Annotated in this window: 31 protein-coding genes; all 31 read left to right on the forward strand. The window is 56.4% G+C overall.

Annotation, left to right across the window (positions count from 1 at the left end):
• The coding region (locus ACO1VH_RS09495; RefSeq protein WP_486244507.1) for an EF-Tu C-terminal domain-related protein at positions 1-138 on the forward strand (138 nt) is incomplete at its 5' end.
• Positions 139-218: 80 nt separating this feature from the next.
• Positions 219-551, forward strand: coding sequence for a 30S ribosomal protein S10 (rpsJ, locus tag ACO1VH_RS09500; RefSeq protein ID WP_012081250.1), 333 nt, complete (start codon positions 219-221; stop codon positions 549-551).
• 198 nt (positions 552-749) lie between these two features.
• Positions 750-1,412 (forward strand): 50S ribosomal protein L3, encoded by a 663-nt coding sequence (rplC, locus tag ACO1VH_RS09505; RefSeq protein WP_486244239.1) that lies wholly within the window; start codon positions 750-752, stop codon positions 1,410-1,412.
• Between the two features lie 3 nt (positions 1,413-1,415).
• On the forward strand, positions 1,416-2,036 hold the full coding sequence (gene rplD, locus ACO1VH_RS09510) for a 50S ribosomal protein L4 (protein ID WP_486244240.1): 621 nt from the start codon (positions 1,416-1,418) through the stop codon (positions 2,034-2,036).
• A complete protein-coding gene (gene rplW, locus ACO1VH_RS09515; protein ID WP_486244241.1) occupies positions 2,033-2,350 on the forward strand; it encodes a 50S ribosomal protein L23 in 318 nt (105 codons plus the stop codon). The genes rplD and rplW overlap by 4 nt, the downstream gene beginning before the upstream one ends.
• Positions 2,350-3,177 (forward strand): 50S ribosomal protein L2, encoded by an 828-nt coding sequence (gene rplB, locus ACO1VH_RS09520; protein ID WP_486244242.1) that lies wholly within the window; start codon positions 2,350-2,352, stop codon positions 3,175-3,177. The genes rplW and rplB overlap by 1 nt, the downstream gene beginning before the upstream one ends.
• A gap of 9 nt (positions 3,178-3,186) precedes the next feature.
• Entirely contained in the window at positions 3,187-3,462 is a 276-nt protein-coding gene (gene rpsS / locus ACO1VH_RS09525; protein ID WP_186911225.1) for a 30S ribosomal protein S19, read from the forward strand.
• Positions 3,459-3,791, forward strand: coding sequence for a 50S ribosomal protein L22 (gene rplV, locus ACO1VH_RS09530; protein ID WP_188422352.1), 333 nt, complete (start codon positions 3,459-3,461; stop codon positions 3,789-3,791). The genes rpsS and rplV overlap by 4 nt, the downstream gene beginning before the upstream one ends.
• 9 nt (positions 3,792-3,800) lie before the next feature.
• Entirely contained in the window at positions 3,801-4,583 is a 783-nt protein-coding gene (gene rpsC / locus ACO1VH_RS09535) for a 30S ribosomal protein S3 (protein WP_486244243.1), read from the forward strand.
• Positions 4,584-4,585: 2 nt separating this feature from the next.
• Positions 4,586-5,005 (forward strand): 50S ribosomal protein L16, encoded by a 420-nt coding sequence (gene rplP / locus ACO1VH_RS09540; protein WP_175624651.1) that lies wholly within the window; start codon positions 4,586-4,588, stop codon positions 5,003-5,005.
• Positions 5,006-5,017: 12 nt separating this feature from the next.
• Complete coding sequence (rpmC, locus tag ACO1VH_RS09545) at positions 5,018-5,209, forward strand: 50S ribosomal protein L29 (protein WP_188421359.1); 192 nt, start codon at positions 5,018-5,020, stop codon at positions 5,207-5,209.
• On the forward strand, positions 5,209-5,481 hold the full coding sequence (rpsQ, locus tag ACO1VH_RS09550; RefSeq protein WP_188421357.1) for a 30S ribosomal protein S17: 273 nt from the start codon (positions 5,209-5,211) through the stop codon (positions 5,479-5,481). The genes rpmC and rpsQ overlap by 1 nt, the downstream gene beginning before the upstream one ends.
• Positions 5,482-5,699: 218 nt before the next feature.
• Complete coding sequence (gene rplN / locus ACO1VH_RS09555) at positions 5,700-6,068, forward strand: 50S ribosomal protein L14 (protein ID WP_188381164.1); 369 nt, start codon at positions 5,700-5,702, stop codon at positions 6,066-6,068.
• Positions 6,069-6,077: 9 nt separating this feature from the next.
• On the forward strand, positions 6,078-6,392 hold the full coding sequence (gene rplX, locus ACO1VH_RS09560) for a 50S ribosomal protein L24 (protein WP_486244244.1): 315 nt from the start codon (positions 6,078-6,080) through the stop codon (positions 6,390-6,392).
• 6 nt (positions 6,393-6,398) lie between these two features.
• A complete protein-coding gene (gene rplE / locus ACO1VH_RS09565; RefSeq protein ID WP_486244245.1) occupies positions 6,399-6,938 on the forward strand; it encodes a 50S ribosomal protein L5 in 540 nt (179 codons plus the stop codon).
• Between the two features lie 7 nt (positions 6,939-6,945).
• Positions 6,946-7,251, forward strand: a complete 306-nt coding sequence (rpsN, locus tag ACO1VH_RS09570; protein ID WP_188421353.1) for a 30S ribosomal protein S14 — start codon at positions 6,946-6,948, stop codon at positions 7,249-7,251.
• 14 nt (positions 7,252-7,265) lie between these two features.
• A complete protein-coding gene (gene rpsH, locus ACO1VH_RS09575; protein ID WP_188421351.1) occupies positions 7,266-7,661 on the forward strand; it encodes a 30S ribosomal protein S8 in 396 nt (131 codons plus the stop codon).
• Positions 7,662-7,671: 10 nt separating this feature from the next.
• Complete coding sequence (gene rplF / locus ACO1VH_RS09580) at positions 7,672-8,205, forward strand: 50S ribosomal protein L6 (RefSeq protein WP_486244246.1); 534 nt, start codon at positions 7,672-7,674, stop codon at positions 8,203-8,205.
• 9 nt (positions 8,206-8,214) lie between these two features.
• Entirely contained in the window at positions 8,215-8,577 is a 363-nt protein-coding gene (rplR, locus tag ACO1VH_RS09585) for a 50S ribosomal protein L18 (RefSeq protein WP_486244508.1), read from the forward strand.
• Positions 8,578-8,589: 12 nt separating this feature from the next.
• Positions 8,590-9,108 (forward strand): 30S ribosomal protein S5, encoded by a 519-nt coding sequence (gene rpsE / locus ACO1VH_RS09590; RefSeq protein ID WP_486244247.1) that lies wholly within the window; start codon positions 8,590-8,592, stop codon positions 9,106-9,108.
• 10 nt (positions 9,109-9,118) lie between these two features.
• On the forward strand, positions 9,119-9,298 hold the full coding sequence (rpmD, locus tag ACO1VH_RS09595) for a 50S ribosomal protein L30 (protein ID WP_486244248.1): 180 nt from the start codon (positions 9,119-9,121) through the stop codon (positions 9,296-9,298).
• 25 nt (positions 9,299-9,323) lie between these two features.
• Entirely contained in the window at positions 9,324-9,755 is a 432-nt protein-coding gene (rplO, locus tag ACO1VH_RS09600) for a 50S ribosomal protein L15 (RefSeq protein ID WP_486244249.1), read from the forward strand.
• A 24-nt stretch (positions 9,756-9,779) separates the two neighbouring features.
• On the forward strand, positions 9,780-11,111 hold the full coding sequence (secY, locus tag ACO1VH_RS09605; protein WP_486244250.1) for a preprotein translocase subunit SecY: 1,332 nt from the start codon (positions 9,780-9,782) through the stop codon (positions 11,109-11,111).
• A gap of 23 nt (positions 11,112-11,134) precedes the next feature.
• The gene (gene infA / locus ACO1VH_RS09610) at positions 11,135-11,353 is read left to right on the forward strand and encodes a translation initiation factor IF-1 (RefSeq protein WP_005663428.1); all 219 of its coding nucleotides are present in this window, start codon (positions 11,135-11,137) and stop codon (positions 11,351-11,353) included.
• Positions 11,354-11,393: 40 nt separating this feature from the next.
• On the forward strand, positions 11,394-11,507 hold the full coding sequence (gene rpmJ / locus ACO1VH_RS09615) for a 50S ribosomal protein L36 (RefSeq protein ID WP_151449224.1): 114 nt from the start codon (positions 11,394-11,396) through the stop codon (positions 11,505-11,507).
• Between the two features lie 28 nt (positions 11,508-11,535).
• Positions 11,536-11,901, forward strand: coding sequence for a 30S ribosomal protein S13 (gene rpsM / locus ACO1VH_RS09620; RefSeq protein WP_188421338.1), 366 nt, complete (start codon positions 11,536-11,538; stop codon positions 11,899-11,901).
• Between the two features lie 37 nt (positions 11,902-11,938).
• Positions 11,939-12,340, forward strand: a complete 402-nt coding sequence (rpsK, locus tag ACO1VH_RS09625; RefSeq protein WP_486244251.1) for a 30S ribosomal protein S11 — start codon at positions 11,939-11,941, stop codon at positions 12,338-12,340.
• A gap of 151 nt (positions 12,341-12,491) precedes the next feature.
• A complete protein-coding gene (gene rpsD / locus ACO1VH_RS09630; RefSeq protein ID WP_486244252.1) occupies positions 12,492-13,115 on the forward strand; it encodes a 30S ribosomal protein S4 in 624 nt (207 codons plus the stop codon).
• 159 nt (positions 13,116-13,274) lie between these two features.
• Positions 13,275-14,252, forward strand: a complete 978-nt coding sequence (locus ACO1VH_RS09635) for a DNA-directed RNA polymerase subunit alpha (protein WP_486244253.1) — start codon at positions 13,275-13,277, stop codon at positions 14,250-14,252.
• A gap of 124 nt (positions 14,253-14,376) precedes the next feature.
• Positions 14,377-14,772 (forward strand): 50S ribosomal protein L17, encoded by a 396-nt coding sequence (rplQ, locus tag ACO1VH_RS09640; RefSeq protein WP_486244254.1) that lies wholly within the window; start codon positions 14,377-14,379, stop codon positions 14,770-14,772.
• 125 nt (positions 14,773-14,897) lie between these two features.
• Complete coding sequence (gene cutA, locus ACO1VH_RS09645) at positions 14,898-15,248, forward strand: divalent-cation tolerance protein CutA (protein ID WP_486244255.1); 351 nt, start codon at positions 14,898-14,900, stop codon at positions 15,246-15,248.
• Positions 15,249-15,272 lie beyond the last annotated feature (24 nt).

The raw sequence follows: 15,272 nt of genomic DNA on the forward strand, positions 1-15,272 counted from the left end.
ATGGTCATGCCTGGCGACAACGTGTCGATCACGGTACAACTGATCAACCCGATCGCAATGGAAGAAGGTCTGCGCTTCGCAATCCGTGAAGGCGGTCGTACCGTCGGCGCCGGTGTCGTCGCTAAGATCATGGACTAAGTATCAAGTTGATGGCGACCAACGTCGCCGTCGTTCATGCCGCGGGCTTCGGTCCGCGGCTCGCTCTTTAAGGAAAAATCATGTCAACAGCACCGAAGTCTGCTCCGAACCAGAAGATCCGTATCCGCCTGAAGGCATTCGACTATCGCCTGATCGATCAATCCGCACTGGAAATCGTCGATACCGCCAAGCGTACGGGCGCCGTTGTTAAGGGTCCGGTTCCTCTGCCGACCCGTATCCAGCGTTTCGACGTTCTACGTTCGCCGCACGTCAACAAGACCTCGCGCGACCAGTTTGAAATCCGTACCCATGTTCGCCTGATGGACATCGTTGACCCGACCGACAAGACGGTCGACGCCCTGATGAAGCTGGATCTGCCGGCCGGCGTGGACGTGGAAATCAAGCTGCAGTAACAGGCTTGTAATACGCGGAGTTGTTTTTTCGCAGCAATCAGGACTGAAATCAACACTCTGTTGTTTGGGTATTGTGGAAGTCCTGATCGCCGGTTATAATGGCCGGCTTCGCCGAGGGTTCCTTTTTTGGAATCCTTTGGTTGTTTGTAGTCTCAAATACATCAGCCCCGCCCAATCGTAGGCGGGAATGGAGAAAAAATGAACCAAAACCAAGGCCTCTTGGGTCGCAAGGTTGGTATGATGCGCATCTTCACGGATGACGGGGATTCGATTCCTGTGACCGTGCTCGACGTGTCTAACAACCGCGTGACGCAAATCAAAACGCCTGACACCGATGGCTATTCGGCTGTCCAGGTTGCGTTCGGCGCTCGCCGTGCTTCCCGTGTCAACAAGGCTGCTGCTGGTCACTTCGCCAAGGCTGGCGTTGAAGCTGGCACGATGCTCAAAGAATTCCGTATCACCGCTGAAGCTGCCGCTGCCCTCAAGGTTGGTGACGCGCTGTCCGTCAGCCTGTTCGAAGTCGGCCAAAAAGTCGACGTTCAAGGTGTGACGATTGGTAAAGGCTATGCCGGTACCATCAAGCGCTACAACTTCGGTTCCGGTCGTGCTACCCACGGTAACTCGCGTTCCCACAACGTTCCTGGCTCCATCGGTATGGCGCAGGATCCGGGTCGCGTTTTCCCGGGTAAGCGCATGACGGGTCACATGGGTGACGTTACCCGCACCACGCAAAACCTGGAAATCGCTCGCATCGACGCTGAGCGCCAGTTGCTGCTGGTCAAGGGTGCAGTTCCGGGTGCGAAGAACGGCCAAGTGGTCGTGTCCCCGGCTGTCAAAGTCAAAGCAAAGAAAGGGGCTTAATCCATGGAACTCAAGCTCCTGAATGATCAAGGTCAAGCTGCATCGAACGTTGCTGCGCCGGATACGATTTTCGGCCGTGACTATAACGAAGCGCTGATCCACCAGATCGTTGTCGCTTACCAGGCAAATGCGCGTAGCGGCAATCGCAAGCAGAAGGATCGCGAAGAAGTTGCGCACACGACCAAGAAGCCATGGCGTCAAAAAGGTACGGGCCGTGCTCGTGCCGGTATGTCGTCCTCGCCTCTGTGGCGCGGCGGCGGTCGTATCTTCCCGAATTCGCCTGACGAAAACTTCTCGCACAAGGTCAACAAGAAGATGTATCGCGCAGGTGTCTGCTCGATCCTGTCTCAGCTGGCTCGCGAAGATCGTCTGTCCGTGATCGAGAATCTGTCGGTTGAAGCGCCGAAAACCAAACTGCTGGCTCAGAAGCTGAAGGGCATGGGTCTGGATTCGGTTCTGGTCATTACCGATAACCTCGATGAAAACCTGTTGCTGGCCGCCCGCAACCTGCCGAACGTGCTGGTTTGCGAACCGCGCCACGCCGATCCGGTTTCGCTCGTGTTCTACAAGAAAGTGCTGATCACGAAGCCGGCTCTGGCCAAGATTGAGGAGATGCTGGCATGAGCGCCGTACAGAAATTCAGCGATGAGCGCCTGATGAAGGTGCTGCTCGCGCCGGTCATTTCCGAGAAGGCAACGTTTGTTGCCGAGAAAAACGAACAAGTTGTTTTCCTGGTCGCACCGGATGCAACCAAGCCTGAAATCAAGGCTGCCGTTGAACTGCTGTTCAAGGTGCAGGTTGAGTCGGTGCAAGTTGCGAACCGCATGGGCAAGCAAAAGCGTTCCGGTCGTTTCACCGGTCGTCGCAACCACACCAAGCGTGCCTTCGTGTCGCTGCAGCCCGGTCAGGAAATCAATTTCACCGAGGAGGCTAAATAATGGCACTCGTTAAAGTCAAGCCGACCTCGCCTGGCCGTCGTGGCATGGTCAAGGTCGTCAACAACGACCTGTACAAAGGTCGTCCGTTTGCCGGCCTGGTGGAAGCGCAATCGAAATCTGCTGGTCGTAACAACAACGGTCACATCACCACGCGTCATATCGGTGGTGGCCATCGCCAGCACTATCGCGTCATCGATTTCAAGCGTAATAAAGATGGTATCCCGGCGAAAGTGGAGCGTATCGAATACGATCCGAACCGTACGGCCAACATCGCGCTGGTCTTGTACGCGGACGGTGAGCGTCGTTACATCATCGCGCCGAAGGGCGTGGTTGCTGGTGATCAGCTGATGAGCGGCTCGGAAGCGCCGATCAAGGCTGGTAACTGTCTGCCGATCCGTAACATCCCGGTTGGTACGACGATTCACTGCGTCGAAATGCTGCCTGGCAAGGGTGCGCAAATAGCACGTACGGCTGGTGCCGGCGTTGTGCTGATGGCGCGTGAAGGTACGTACGCACAGGTTCGTCTGCGTTCCGGCGAGGTTCGCCGCATTCACGTCGAATGCCGTGCGACTGTCGGCGAAGTCGGCAATGCCGAGCACAGCCTGCGCAAGATCGGTAAGGCCGGTGCAATGCGTTGGCGCGGTATCCGCCCGACCGTTCGTGGTGTTGTCATGAACCCGATCGACCACCCGCACGGTGGTGGTGAAGGCAAGACCGCCGCAGGCCGTCATCCGGTGTCGCCATGGGGCCAGCAGACCAAGGGCAAGAAGACGCGCAGCAACAAGCGCACGACTTCCATGATCGTCTCGCGCCGCGGCAAGAAATAAGGATAAGTCATGACACGTTCATTGAAAAAAGGGCCGTTCTGCGACGCCCACCTGGTGAAAAAAGTCGAAACCGCGCAAGCGAACAAAGACAAGAAGCCGATCAAGACCTGGTCCCGTCGTTCGACGATCATGCCGGATTTCATCGGCCTGACGATCGCGGTGCACAACGGCAAGCAGCACGTGCCGGTGTATGTCTCCGAGAACATGGTTGGTCACAAGCTCGGCGAATTCGCGCTGACCCGTACGTTCAAGGGCCACGCTGCTGACAAGAAGGCGAAGAAATAATGGAAACCAAAGCTATCCTCAAAGGCGTACGCCTGTCGGATCAGAAAGGTCGCCTGGTTGCTGACCAGATCCGTGGCAAGAAAGTTGACGCTGCGCTGAACATTCTGCAGTTCAGCCCGAAGAAAGGCGCTGCGATCATCAAGAAGGTGCTGGAATCCGCTATTGCGAATGCCGAGCACAACGATGGTGCAGATATCGACGAATTGTTCGTGAAAACGATTTACGTCGAAAAGGGCCCGATCCTGAAGCGCTTTACTGCTCGTGCAAAAGGCCGCGGCGATCGTATCTCGAAACAATCCTGTCACATCTACGTGACTGTCGGTAATTAAGGAGTCGCGATGGGACAGAAGATACATCCAACCGGTTTCCGCCTCGCGGTTTCGCGTAACTGGGCTTCGCGCTGGTATGCCGGCAACGGCAACTTCGCTTCGATGCTCAACGAAGACCTGCAAGTCCGCGCTTACCTGAAGAAGAAACTGAAGAACGCATCGGTCGGCCGTGTGGTCATCGAGCGTCCGGCCAAGAACGCGCGCATCACGATTTTCAGCTCGCGTCCTGGTGTGGTCATCGGCAAGAAGGGCGAAGACATCGAAGTGCTGAAGTCGGCACTGACCAAGATGATGGGCGTGCCTGTACACGTCAACATCGAAGAAATCCGCAAGCCGGAAGTCGATGCGCAACTGATCGCCGATTCGATCGCTCAGCAGCTCGAAAAGCGCATCATGTTCCGCCGCGCGATGAAGCGTGCGATGCAGAACGCAATGCGTCTGGGCGCACAAGGCATCAAGATCATGTCGTCGGGTCGTCTGAACGGTATCGAAATTGCACGTACCGAGTGGTATCGCGAAGGTCGTGTGCCTCTGCATACGCTGCGCGCCGATATCGACTACGGTTTTGGTGAAGCGGAAACGACCTACGGCATCATCGGTATCAAGGTCTGGGTTTACAAGGGCGATCGCCTCGCAAGCGGCGAAGCACCGGTCATCGATACGCCGGCTGACGACGACAAGAAGCGTCGTGCACCGCGTCGTGACGATGGAAAACCAGGCAGCCGTCCAGCAGCTAAGCGCGTGCGCGCTAAGAAGCCGGAAGACGCCCCGGCCGAGAAAGCAGGAGAATAATCATGCTGCAACCAGCACGCAGAAAATATCGTAAAGAGCAAAAAGGCCGCAACACCGGCATTTCGCACTCGCGCGGCACGGCTGTGTCGTTCGGCGAATTCGGTCTGAAGGCAGTCGGCCGTGGTCGTATCACCGCTCGCCAAATCGAGGCAGCGCGTCGTGCGATGACCCGTCACATCAAACGTGGCGGCCGCATCTGGATCCGCATCTTCCCGGACAAGCCGATTTCGAACAAGCCGGCCGAAGTCCGTATGGGTAACGGTAAGGGCAATCCGGAATACTACGTGGCTGAAATCCAGCCGGGCAAAATGTTGTACGAGATGGACGGTGTCGACGAGGCGCTGGCACGCGAGGCGTTCCGCCTGGCGGCTGCCAAGCTGCCGCTGGCGACGACTTTCGTTGTCCGTCAAGTCGGCCAATAATCGGGAGTGACCATGAAAGCATCTGAACTCCAGGGCAAGGACCAAGCGGCCTTGACCAAAGAACTGAATGATCTGTTGAAGGCACAATTCGGCCTGCGCATGCAATTGGCTACGCAGCAGCTGAGCAACACGTCGCAGCTGAAAAAAGTGCGTCGCGACATCGCTCGTGTCAAAACGGTCATGAACCAGAAGGACGCTAAATAATGAACGATCAGGTAAAGCAAGCGCTCCGCCGCACGCTGGTTGGCAAGGTTGTATCGGACAAGATGGACAAGACCGTGACCGTGCTGATCGAGCATCGTGTCAAGCACCCGCTGTACGGCAAGATCATCATGCGCTCGAAGAAGTACCACGCGCATAACGAAGGTAATCAAGCCAAGGCTGGTGACACTGTGGAAATCCAGGAAGGTCGTCCGATTTCCAAGACCAAGGCCTGGAGCGTGACTCGTGTCGTGCAAACGGCACAGATTGTCTAATTAGTTGTTGCAGGCCCGCCATTTCAGTGTGATAATGGCGGGCTTCGTTCCTGGAATTGCGGGAGCGGCAGTAGATAGTGCCAAGCAGTAGCAGTAAGTACTAGTCGAAGTTATTAGCAATCGTCCACCCCATCAGTTCGCTCCTGGTGAACTGCCGGGACCAAGACTGACCGCAAGTGCGTTGTGTGCTGGCGGATTAAGTTGGGAAAGAAAACACTATGATTCAAACTGAAAGCCGGCTCGAAGTAGCCGACAACACGGGCGCTCGTGAAGTCCTGTGCATCAAGGTGCTCGGCGGCTCCAAGCGTCGCTACGCAAGCATCGGTGATGTGATCAAGGTCACGGTCAAAGTTGCTGCGCCGCGTGGTCGCGTGAAAAAGGGCGAAATTTACAACGCAGTTGTCGTGCGCACGGCCAAGGGCGTGCGTCGCCAGGACGGTTCCCTGGTCAAGTTCGACGGCAACGCAGCAGTTCTGCTGAACGCAAAACTGGAACCAATCGGCACCCGTATCTTTGGCCCGGTCACTCGTGAACTGCGCACCGAGCGCTTCATGAAGATCGTGTCGCTGGCGCCTGAAGTGCTGTAAGGAGTCGTGATGGATAAGATTCGTAAAAACGACGAAGTCATCGTTTTGACCGGCAAGGACAAAGGCAAGCGCGGCGTTGTGCAACGTCGTGTGGATGCCGAATACCTGGTCGTTGAAGGCGTCAACGTCGCCAAGAAGGCGACCAAGCCGAACCCGATGACGGGTGCAACCGGCGGCATCGTCGATAAGCTGATGCCAATTCATGTGTCGAATGTTGCGTTGTTCAACGCGGCAACCGGCAAGGCTGATCGTGCTGGCTTCAAGGAAGTGGATGGTAAGAAAATCCGCGTCTACAAGTCGAACGGCGAAGTTGTGAAGGTTTGATAGATCATGGCCCGTCTCCAACAATTCTATAAAGAAAAAGTCGTTGCCGACTTGACTTCCAAATTCGCCTATAAATCGGTGATGGAAGTGCCGCGCATCCTGAAGATCACCCTGAACATGGGTCTGTCGGAAGCGGTTGCGGACAAGAAGGTGATCGAGCACGCTGTCGGCGATCTGACCAAGATCGCTGGTCAGAAGCCGGTTGTGACCAAGGCACGTAAAGCTATCGCGGGTTTCAAGATCCGTGAGGGCTATCCGATCGGTTGCATGGTTACGCTGCGTGGCGCTCAGATGTACGAATTCCTGGATCGCCTGATCACGGTTGCGCTGCCGCGTGTTCGTGACTTCCGTGGTGTGTCCGGTCGTGCATTCGACGGTCGTGGCAACTACAACATCGGTGTGAAAGAGCAGATCATTTTCCCCGAGATCGAGTACGACAAGATTGACGCGTTGCGTGGTATGAACATCAGCATCACGACGACTGCGAAGACCGACGACGAAGCGAAAGCGCTTCTCGCCGCATTTAAATTCCCGTTCAGAAACTGAGGTCGCCATGGCAAAACTGGCACTGATTAACCGTGAACAAAAGCGTGCAGCCCTGGTAAAGAAGTATGCAGGCAAGCGCGCCGAGTTGAAGGCAATCATCGATGACCAATCGAAATCGGAAGAAGAGCGTTACGAAGCACGCCTGAAACTGCAGGCTCTGCCGCGTAACGCGAATCCGACGCGTCAACGCAATCGCTGCAATTTGACTGGTCGTCCTCGTGGCACTTTCCGCAAGTTCGGTCTGGGCCGTATCAAGCTCCGTGAAATCGCCATGCGTGGTGAAATTCCGGGTATGACTAAAGCAAGCTGGTAATAGGAGAACAAGCAATGAGTATGAGCGATCCTATCGCCGATATGCTGACCCGTATCCGCAATGCGCAAGGCGTGCAGAAAACCTCGGTGGCGATGCCGTCGTCGAAGGTCAAGATTGCCATCGCCAATGTGCTGCGCGACGAAGGCTACATTGAAGATTACGCAGTGACGGAAGCTGGCGGCAAAGCCGAGCTGAAAATCGGCCTGAAATACTATGCCGGCCGTCCGGTCATCGAGCGCCTGGAGCGCGTGTCCCGTCCGGGTCTGCGCATCTACAAAGGCAAGGATGAGATTCCGAGCGTCATGAACGGTCTGGGTGTGGCTATCGTGTCGACCCCGAAAGGCGTCATGACCGATCGCAAGGCGCGCGCAACCGGTGTCGGTGGCGAAGTCATTTGCTACGTCGCTTAAGGAGTGCAAGATGTCTCGTGTAGGTAAAATGCCGATTGCACTGCCGAGTGGCGCAGAAGCGTCCATCTCTGCAACGCAGATTACGGTCAAGGGCCCGCTGGGCTCCCTGAGCCAGGCGCTGAATGGTCTGGTGCAAATCGAAAACAACAACGGCACGCTGAACGTGACGCCGGCCGACGACAGCCGCGAAGCCAATGCGATGTCCGGCACGATCCGTGCGCTGGTCAACAACATGGTTAATGGCGTCACCAAGGGCTTCGAGAAGAAGCTGACGCTGGTTGGCGTGGGCTTCCGTGCTGCGGCACAGGGCGACAAGCTGAACCTGTCGCTGGGCTTCTCGCACCCGGTTGTTCACCAAATGCCGCAAGGTATCAAAGTGGAAACGCCGTCGCAGACCGAGATCCTGATCAAGGGTATCGATCGCCAGCGTGTTGGCCAGGTGGCTGCTGAAGTCCGTGCATATCGCTCCCCGGAACCTTACAAGGGCAAGGGCGTTCGCTATGCGGATGAAGTGGTTGTGCTCAAAGAAACCAAGAAGAAGTAAGGGTTGATGATGGACAAGAAACAATCCCGTCTGCGCCGCGGCCGCCAAACCCGCGCCAAGATTGCCGAGCTGAAGGTCAATCGCCTGGCTGTGCATCGTACCAACCTGCACATCTACGCTACGATCATCAGCCCGGATGCCAAGGTGCTGGCTTCGGCTTCCACGCTGGAAGCGGAAGTGCGTCAAGAGTTGGCAGGCCAGTCCGGCAAGGGTGGCAATGCCGCCGCTGCTGCACTGATCGGCAAGCGTGTCGCAGAGAAAGCATTGAAAGCAGGAATTTCCGAAGTTGCGTTCGATCGCTCCGGTTTCCGTTATCACGGCCGTATCAAGGCAGTCGCTGAAGCTGCGCGCGAAGCCGGTCTGAAGTTCTAAGGAAGAATCGTCATGGCAAAAATGCAATCGAAAATGCAAAGCGAAAAGCCGGATGATGGCATGCGCGAAAAAATGATCGCGGTCAACCGTGTGACCAAAGTGGTCAAGGGTGGTCGCATCATGGGCTTCGCCGCACTGGCAGTGGTTGGCGACGGCGATGGCCGCATCGGTATGGGCAAGGGCAAGTCGAAGGAAGTCCCGGTCGCCGTGCAGAAGGCAATGGAAGAAGCGCGTCGCAAGATGATCAAAGTCACCTTGAAGAATGGCACGCTGCAGCACACGGTCACCGGCAAGCACGGTGCGTCGTCGGTGCTGATGCTGCCGGCCAAGGACGGTACGGGCGTGATCGCCGGCGGTCCGATGCGCGCAATCTTCGAAGTGATGGGTGTGACGAACGTGGTTGCCAAGTCGACCGGTTCGACCAATCCGTACAACATGGTGCGTGCAACGCTGGACGGCTTGTCCAAGATGAGCACTCCTTCGGAAGTTGCTGCCAAGCGCGGCAAGTCCGTTGAAGAAATCCTGGGTTAAGGTGAACGCAATGGCAAACACGATCAAAGTCAAACTGGTCAAAGGTCTGATCGGCACGCGCGAGTCGCATCGTGCGACGGTTCGCGGTCTCGGCCTGCGTCGCGTCAATTCGGTTTCCGAACTGGAAGATACGCCGGCAGTACGCGGCATGATCAACAAAGTAGCGTATCTCGTGAAAGTGGTGTCGTAAGCCTGGCTTGCGCACGGAGAAAATCATGGAATTGAATACCATTCAACCTGCAGACGGCGCCAAGCACGCCAAGCGTCGCGTCGGTCGCGGTATCGGCTCTGGCCTGGGCAAGACGGCTGGCCGTGGTCACAAAGGTCAGAAATCGCGTTCGGGCGGTTTCCACAAGGTTGGTTTCGAAGGCGGCCAGATGCCGCTGCAGCGTCGCCTGCCGAAGCGTGGCTTCAAGTCGCTGGCAAAGCCGTTCAAGGCGGAAGTTCGCCTGTCGGATCTGCAAGCCTTGCCGGTTGCTGAAATCGACATCTTGGCATTGAAGCAAGCTGGTCTGGTTTCCGAGCTGGCACGTGTCGTGCGCGTCATCCAATCGGGCGAAATCAGCAAGAAAGTTGCGCTGAAAGGCCTGATCGCGACCAAGGGCGCGAAAGCGGCGATCGAAGCAGCCGGCGGTTCGGTTGCGTAAAGCAATCTGATAACGGGGTAAACATTGGCTACTGCTCCTCAGCTCGCCAAAGGTTCGGCCAGCGGATTTCCGTGGGGCCGTCTCTGGTTCCTGCTCGGTGCGCTGATCGTATTCCGTATCGGTGCGCACATTCCTGTTCCGGGCATCGACCCGGATCAGCTGGCGCAGTTGTTCAAGCAAAACCAGGGCGGCATCCTAGGCATGTTCAACATGTTCTCCGGCGGTGCGTTGTCGCGCTTCACGGTGTTTGCGCTGGGCATCATGCCGTACATTTCGGCATCGATCATCATGCAGTTGATGACGGTCGTGTCGCCGCAACTGGAAGCGCTGAAGAAGGAAGGCGAGTCGGGGCGTCGCAAGATTACCCAGTACACGCGTTACGGCACCTTGCTGCTGGCGACCTTTCAGGGCTTGGGTATTGCGATTGCACTGGAGTCGCAAGTCGGTCTGGTACTTGATCCGGGTCTGGCGTTCCGCCTGACGACCGTGATCACGCTGGTGACGGGCACGATGTTCCTGATGTGGCTGGGTGAGCAGATCACCGAGCGCGGTCTGGGCAACGGTATCTCGATCATCATCTTTGCCGGTATCGCTGCAGGCTTGCCGAATGCGATCGGTGGCTTGTTCGAACTGGTACGTACCGGTTCGATGAGCACGCTGTCGGCGATTTTGATTTGCGTGGTGGTGGCAATCGTGACGTATCTGGTCGTGTTCATCGAACGCGGTCAGCGCAAGATCCTGGTGAATTATGCGAAGCGTCAGGTCGGCAACAAGATTTATGGCGGCCAAAGCAGCCATCTGCCGTTGAAGCTGAACATGGCAGGCGTGATTCCGCCGATCTTCGCATCGTCGATCATCCTGTTCCCGGCGACGATCACCAGCTGGTTTACGTCGGGTGAAACGACGAGCGGCTTTATTCGCTTTCTGAAGGATCTGGCGGCATCGATGGCGCCTGGCGAACCGATTCATGCGTTGCTGTATGCGATTGCCATCGTTTTCTTCTGCTTCTTCTATACCGCACTGGTATTCAACAGCAAGGAAACGGCGGACAACCTGAAGAAGAGTGGTGCGTTTGTTCCGGGTATCCGTCCGGGCGATCAAACGGCGCGTTACATCGACAAGATTTTGACGCGACTGACGCTGGCTGGTGCTGTGTACATTACGCTGGTTTGCTTGTTGCCGGAGTTCCTGATTGCGCGCTGGAAAGTGCCGTTCTATTTCGGTGGTACGTCGCTGCTGATTATCGTTGTCGTGACGATGGACTTCATGGCGCAGGTACAGAATTACGTGATGTCGCAACAGTATGAATCGTTGCTGCGCAAGGCGAATTTCAAGGGTGGCATTCCGTCGCGATAAGAGCGGAACACAGGCGAGAACGAATGGCAAAAGACGACGTAATTCAGATGCAGGGCGAGATTCTCGAGAATCTGCCGAATGCAACGTTTAGGGTCAAGCTGGAAAACGGGCATGTCGTGCTCGGGCATATTTCGGGAAAGATGCGGATGAACTACATTCGCATCCTTCCAGGCGACAAGGTGACGGTGGAACTGACGCCTTACGACTTGAGCAGGGCGCGGATCGTGTTCCGCACGAAGTAATTTTTAGAACGAATCAGAACTGTAGGAAAGAGGGCAAAAAATGAAAGTGCTCGCATCAGTCAAGCGGATCTGCCGCAACTGCAAGATCATCAAGCGCAAAGGCGTTATTCGTGTCATCTGCACCGAACCGCGCCACAAACAGCGCCAAGGTTAATTTAACGTTATCGATTGAGGAATAACGAATGGCACGTATCGCAGGGGTGAATATCCCCAACCATCAACATACCGTAATCGGCCTGACCGCAATTTATGGTATCGGTCGTCCTCGTTCGCAACAAATTTGCGAAGCGACGGGTGTGCCGACCACGAAAAAGGTCAAGGACCTCGACGATAACGAGCTGGAAAAGCTGCGCGACGAAATCGCCAAGTTCATCGTCGAAGGCGATCTGCGTCGTGAACTGTCGATGAACATCAAGCGTTTGATGGATCTGGGTTGCTATCGCGGCCTGCGTCATCGCCGTGGTCTGCCTCTTCGCGGTCAGCGTACGCGTACCAATGCACGTACCCGCAAGGGCCCGCGCAAGGCCGCGCAATCGCTGAAAAAATAATCCAGGCAAACGCTAGTCGGATTCAAGGAAATTTATAATGGCAAAAGCACCGAATAACGCCGCAGCACGTGTGCGTAAGAAAGTTAAGAAGAACGTTGCTGAAGGCATCGCGCATATCCACGCGTCTTTCAACAACACGATCATCACGATCACCGATCGTCAAGGCAATGCCCTGTCGTGGGCAACGTCGGGCGGCGCAGGCTTCAAGGGTTCGCGTAAATCGACCCCGTTCGCAGCGCAGGTTGCAGCAGAAGCTGCCGGCAAGGTCGCGATCGAATGCGGTATCAAGAATCTGGAAGTGCGCATCAAGGGCCCTGGGCCTGGCCGTGAATCGTCGGTTCGTGCACTGAACAATCTGGGCATCAAGATCACCCAGATCCAGGACGTAACGCCGATCCCGCACAACGGCTGCCGTCCGCCGAAGCGTCGTCGTATCTAAAATCCGGACGGTCGATTTCGACTGTTTGAATTGCAGTAAATGCCCGCCAATGCCCTTGGCGGGTTTTGTTCTTAAGCCCACCGTCTGATTGCAGGCAGATCAGACTAGCGCCCGATGAATTTGGGGCGTCATTCGATAAAAGGAAAATACCGTGGCACGTTATATCGGACCTAAAGCAAAACTCTCGCGTCGCGAGGGTACCGACCTGTTTCTGAAGAGCGCACGTCGTTCGCTCGACTCCAAATGCAAGCTGGATTCCAAGCCGGGCCAGCATGGCCGCACTTCGGGCGCGCGTACGTCGGACTACGGCAACCAACTGCGTGAAAAGCAGAAGGTCAAGCGCATGTACGGCGTTCTGGAGCGTCAGTTCCGCCGCTATTTCGCCGAAGCGGATCGCCGCAAGGGCAACACCGGTGAAACCCTGTTGAAACTGCTGGAAGGCCGTCTGGACAACGTCGTCTATCGCATGGGCTTCGGTTCGACCCGCGCGGAAAGCCGCCAGCTGGTTTCGCACAAGGCATTCACCGTGAACGGTATCGTCGTCAACATCGCTTCGTACCAAGTGAAGCCGGGCGACGTGATCGCCGTGCGTGAAAAGGCCAAGAAGCAGACTCGTATCGTCGAAGCGCTGTCGCTGGCCGAGCAAGTCGGCATGCCGTCGTGGGTGTCGGTCGATTCCAAGAAAATGGAAGGTACCTTCAAGTCGGCTCCGGACCGCAGCGAAATCGCCAACGACGTCAACGAATCGCTGATCGTCGAATTGTATTCGCGTTAATCGCAGTAACAGTAACAAGCCGCCGCTGTATCGCATCAATCTAGAACCGGAGTGCAGGCGCGCGGCGGCGCTGTTTTCTCCGGGTTCGCCAGCAGCAGTCGTTATCACTCCATCAGCCTTATCGGTGTAACGAGCCGAGGGTATTGAAAAGGACATTACATGCAAAACAGTTTGTTGAAGCCTCGTATCATTGAAGTCGAAGCGCTGGGCGCCGGTCACGCGAAAGTCGTGATGGAGCCGTTCGAGCGTGGCTACGGTCATACGCTGGGCAATGCGTTGCGCCGCGTGCTGCTGTCGTCGATGGTCGGCTATGCGCCGACCGAAGTGACGATCGCAGGCGTCGTGCACGAATACTCGTCGCTGGATGGCGTGCAGGAAGACGTCGTCGATCTGCTGTTGAACCTGAAGGGCGTCGTCTTCAAGCTGCACAACCGTGACGATGTCACGCTGATCCTGAAGAAGGAAGGCGAAGGCGCCGTGCTGGCTTCGGATATCGAACTGCCGCACGATGTCGAGCTGATCAATCCTGATCACGTGATCGCGCATTTGACCGCGGGCGGCAAGCTGGACATGCAGATCAAGGTCGAAAAAGGCCGCGGCTATGTGCCGGGCAACGTGCGTCGTTTGTCGGAAGACACGAACAAGACGATCGGCCGCATCATCCTGGACGCTTCGTTCTCGCCGGTTCGCCGTGTATCGTACGCAGTCGAATCCGCTCGCGTCGAGCAGCGTACCGACCTGGATCGTCTGGTCATCAACATCGAAACCAACGGCGTGATCACGCCGGAAGAAGCGATCCGCCAGTCGGCTCGCGTCCTGGTCGACCAGTTGAACGTGTTTGCAGCGCTGGAAGGCACCGAAGCACCGGCAGATGCACCGTCGCGTGCACCGGCTGTCGATCCGATTCTGCTGCGCCCGGTCGACGATCTGGAGCTGACGGTCCGTTCCGCAAACTGCCTGAAAGCAGAAAACATCTACTACATTGGTGATCTGATCCAGCGTAGCGAAAATGAACTGCTGAAGACGCCGAACCTCGGCCGCAAGTCCCTGAACGAAATCAAGGAAGTGCTGGCATCCCGCGGTTTGACGCTGGGCATGAAGCTGGAAAACTGGCCGCCTGCCGGTCTGGAGAAGTAATTTTCTGCGAGGCGGGGTATACTCCGCCTCGCTTTGTTTGTTGTTGATTGATTTACCGGTCCGCGTCGCTGGCAAGTGACGATAGAAGAACTGGATATAAACTCGAAACCTGAAAGGATTCATCATGCGTCACCGTCACGGCCTCCGTAAACTGAACCGTACCTCCTCGCACCGCCTCGCGATGCTCCGTAACATGACCGTTTCGCTGCTGCGTCACGAAGCGATCAAAACCACGCTGCCGAAAGCTAAGGAACTGCGTCGCGTCGTCGAACCGATCCTGACGTTGGGCAAGACCGATACGCTGGCAAACAAGCGTCTGGCATTCAACCGCCTGCGTGACCGTGAAATCGTCGGCAAGCTGTTTTCCGAACTGGGCCCACGTTATGCAAACCGCAACGGCGGTTACCTGCGTATTCTGAAGATGGGCTTCCGTGTTGGCGACAATGCACCGATGGCATTCATCGAGCTGGTCGACCGTCCGGAAAACACCGAAGCTGTCGAAGACAACAGCGCGGAATAAGCAAGCGTCAACGCCATCATTGATGGCGCAGGCAATCGATAAAAGCCAGGCACAAGCCTGGCTTTTGTTTTTTCGGCATATTCGTTTACTGTAACCGGATCGAATAAATCGGCGTATTACAGAACATGAACGACAAGGGTGCCTTTCGCGCGCTGCTGGTCATGACGACACTTCCGGACGAAGCCGCGGCCAAGAAACTGGCACGCGTACTCGTTGAACGACGTCTGGCCGCCTGTGTCCATCTATTGCCGCCGATTCGCGCCGTCTATCGATGGCAGAATGCGATCGAGGAGGCAACCGAGGTGCCGGTTCATATCAAGACGGTGCAGGAACGTTATGTAGAGCTGGAAGCCGCGATACGTGAATTGCACCCGTATGAAGTGCCGGAAATCGTGGCGGTGCCGATTGCAACTGGTCTGCAGAGTTATTTCGACTGGCTGGGTGCGCAGGTCGCCGGCGGTGCTAATGAAATCTAGGAGTGGCGGAGTGGACAGAGCAGG

It is taken from the genome of Oxalicibacterium sp., assembly GCF_057353965.1.

Excerpts from the sequence above, each read along its gene's own strand:
- infA (WP_005663428.1), top strand. The coding sequence starts at position 11,135 with ATGGCAAAAGACGACGTAATTCAGATGCAGGGCGAGATTCTCGAGAAT.
- rpsH (WP_188421351.1), top strand. The coding sequence starts at position 7,266 with ATGAGTATGAGCGATCCTATCGCCGATATGCTGACCCGTATCCGCAAT.
- rplE (WP_486244245.1), top strand. The coding sequence starts at position 6,399 with ATGGCCCGTCTCCAACAATTCTATAAAGAAAAAGTCGTTGCCGACTTG.
- rpsM (WP_188421338.1), top strand. The coding sequence starts at position 11,536 with ATGGCACGTATCGCAGGGGTGAATATCCCCAACCATCAACATACCGTA.
- rpmC (WP_188421359.1), top strand. The coding sequence starts at position 5,018 with ATGAAAGCATCTGAACTCCAGGGCAAGGACCAAGCGGCCTTGACCAAA.
- rplX (WP_486244244.1), top strand. The coding sequence starts at position 6,078 with ATGGATAAGATTCGTAAAAACGACGAAGTCATCGTTTTGACCGGCAAG.
- rplN (WP_188381164.1), top strand. The coding sequence starts at position 5,700 with ATGATTCAAACTGAAAGCCGGCTCGAAGTAGCCGACAACACGGGCGCT.
- rpmD (WP_486244248.1), top strand. The coding sequence starts at position 9,119 with ATGGCAAACACGATCAAAGTCAAACTGGTCAAAGGTCTGATCGGCACG.
- rpsE (WP_486244247.1), top strand. The coding sequence starts at position 8,590 with ATGGCAAAAATGCAATCGAAAATGCAAAGCGAAAAGCCGGATGATGGC.
- rpmJ (WP_151449224.1), top strand. The coding sequence starts at position 11,394 with ATGAAAGTGCTCGCATCAGTCAAGCGGATCTGCCGCAACTGCAAGATC.
- rplW (WP_486244241.1), top strand. The coding sequence starts at position 2,033 with ATGAGCGCCGTACAGAAATTCAGCGATGAGCGCCTGATGAAGGTGCTG.
- rplD (WP_486244240.1), top strand. The coding sequence starts at position 1,416 with ATGGAACTCAAGCTCCTGAATGATCAAGGTCAAGCTGCATCGAACGTT.
- rplP (WP_175624651.1), top strand. The coding sequence starts at position 4,586 with ATGCTGCAACCAGCACGCAGAAAATATCGTAAAGAGCAAAAAGGCCGC.
- ACO1VH_RS09635 (WP_486244253.1), top strand. The coding sequence starts at position 13,275 with ATGCAAAACAGTTTGTTGAAGCCTCGTATCATTGAAGTCGAAGCGCTG.
- rpsN (WP_188421353.1), top strand. The coding sequence starts at position 6,946 with ATGGCAAAACTGGCACTGATTAACCGTGAACAAAAGCGTGCAGCCCTG.
- rplC (WP_486244239.1), top strand. The coding sequence starts at position 750 with ATGAACCAAAACCAAGGCCTCTTGGGTCGCAAGGTTGGTATGATGCGC.
- rplQ (WP_486244254.1), top strand. The coding sequence starts at position 14,377 with ATGCGTCACCGTCACGGCCTCCGTAAACTGAACCGTACCTCCTCGCAC.
- rpsS (WP_186911225.1), top strand. The coding sequence starts at position 3,187 with ATGACACGTTCATTGAAAAAAGGGCCGTTCTGCGACGCCCACCTGGTG.
- rpsK (WP_486244251.1), top strand. The coding sequence starts at position 11,939 with ATGGCAAAAGCACCGAATAACGCCGCAGCACGTGTGCGTAAGAAAGTT.
- rpsJ (WP_012081250.1), top strand. The coding sequence starts at position 219 with ATGTCAACAGCACCGAAGTCTGCTCCGAACCAGAAGATCCGTATCCGC.
- rpsQ (WP_188421357.1), top strand. The coding sequence starts at position 5,209 with ATGAACGATCAGGTAAAGCAAGCGCTCCGCCGCACGCTGGTTGGCAAG.
- rplF (WP_486244246.1), top strand. The coding sequence starts at position 7,672 with ATGTCTCGTGTAGGTAAAATGCCGATTGCACTGCCGAGTGGCGCAGAA.
- cutA (WP_486244255.1), top strand. The coding sequence starts at position 14,898 with ATGAACGACAAGGGTGCCTTTCGCGCGCTGCTGGTCATGACGACACTT.
- rplR (WP_486244508.1), top strand. The coding sequence starts at position 8,215 with ATGGACAAGAAACAATCCCGTCTGCGCCGCGGCCGCCAAACCCGCGCC.
- rpsC (WP_486244243.1), top strand. The coding sequence starts at position 3,801 with ATGGGACAGAAGATACATCCAACCGGTTTCCGCCTCGCGGTTTCGCGT.
- rplB (WP_486244242.1), top strand. The coding sequence starts at position 2,350 with ATGGCACTCGTTAAAGTCAAGCCGACCTCGCCTGGCCGTCGTGGCATG.
- rplO (WP_486244249.1), top strand. The coding sequence starts at position 9,324 with ATGGAATTGAATACCATTCAACCTGCAGACGGCGCCAAGCACGCCAAG.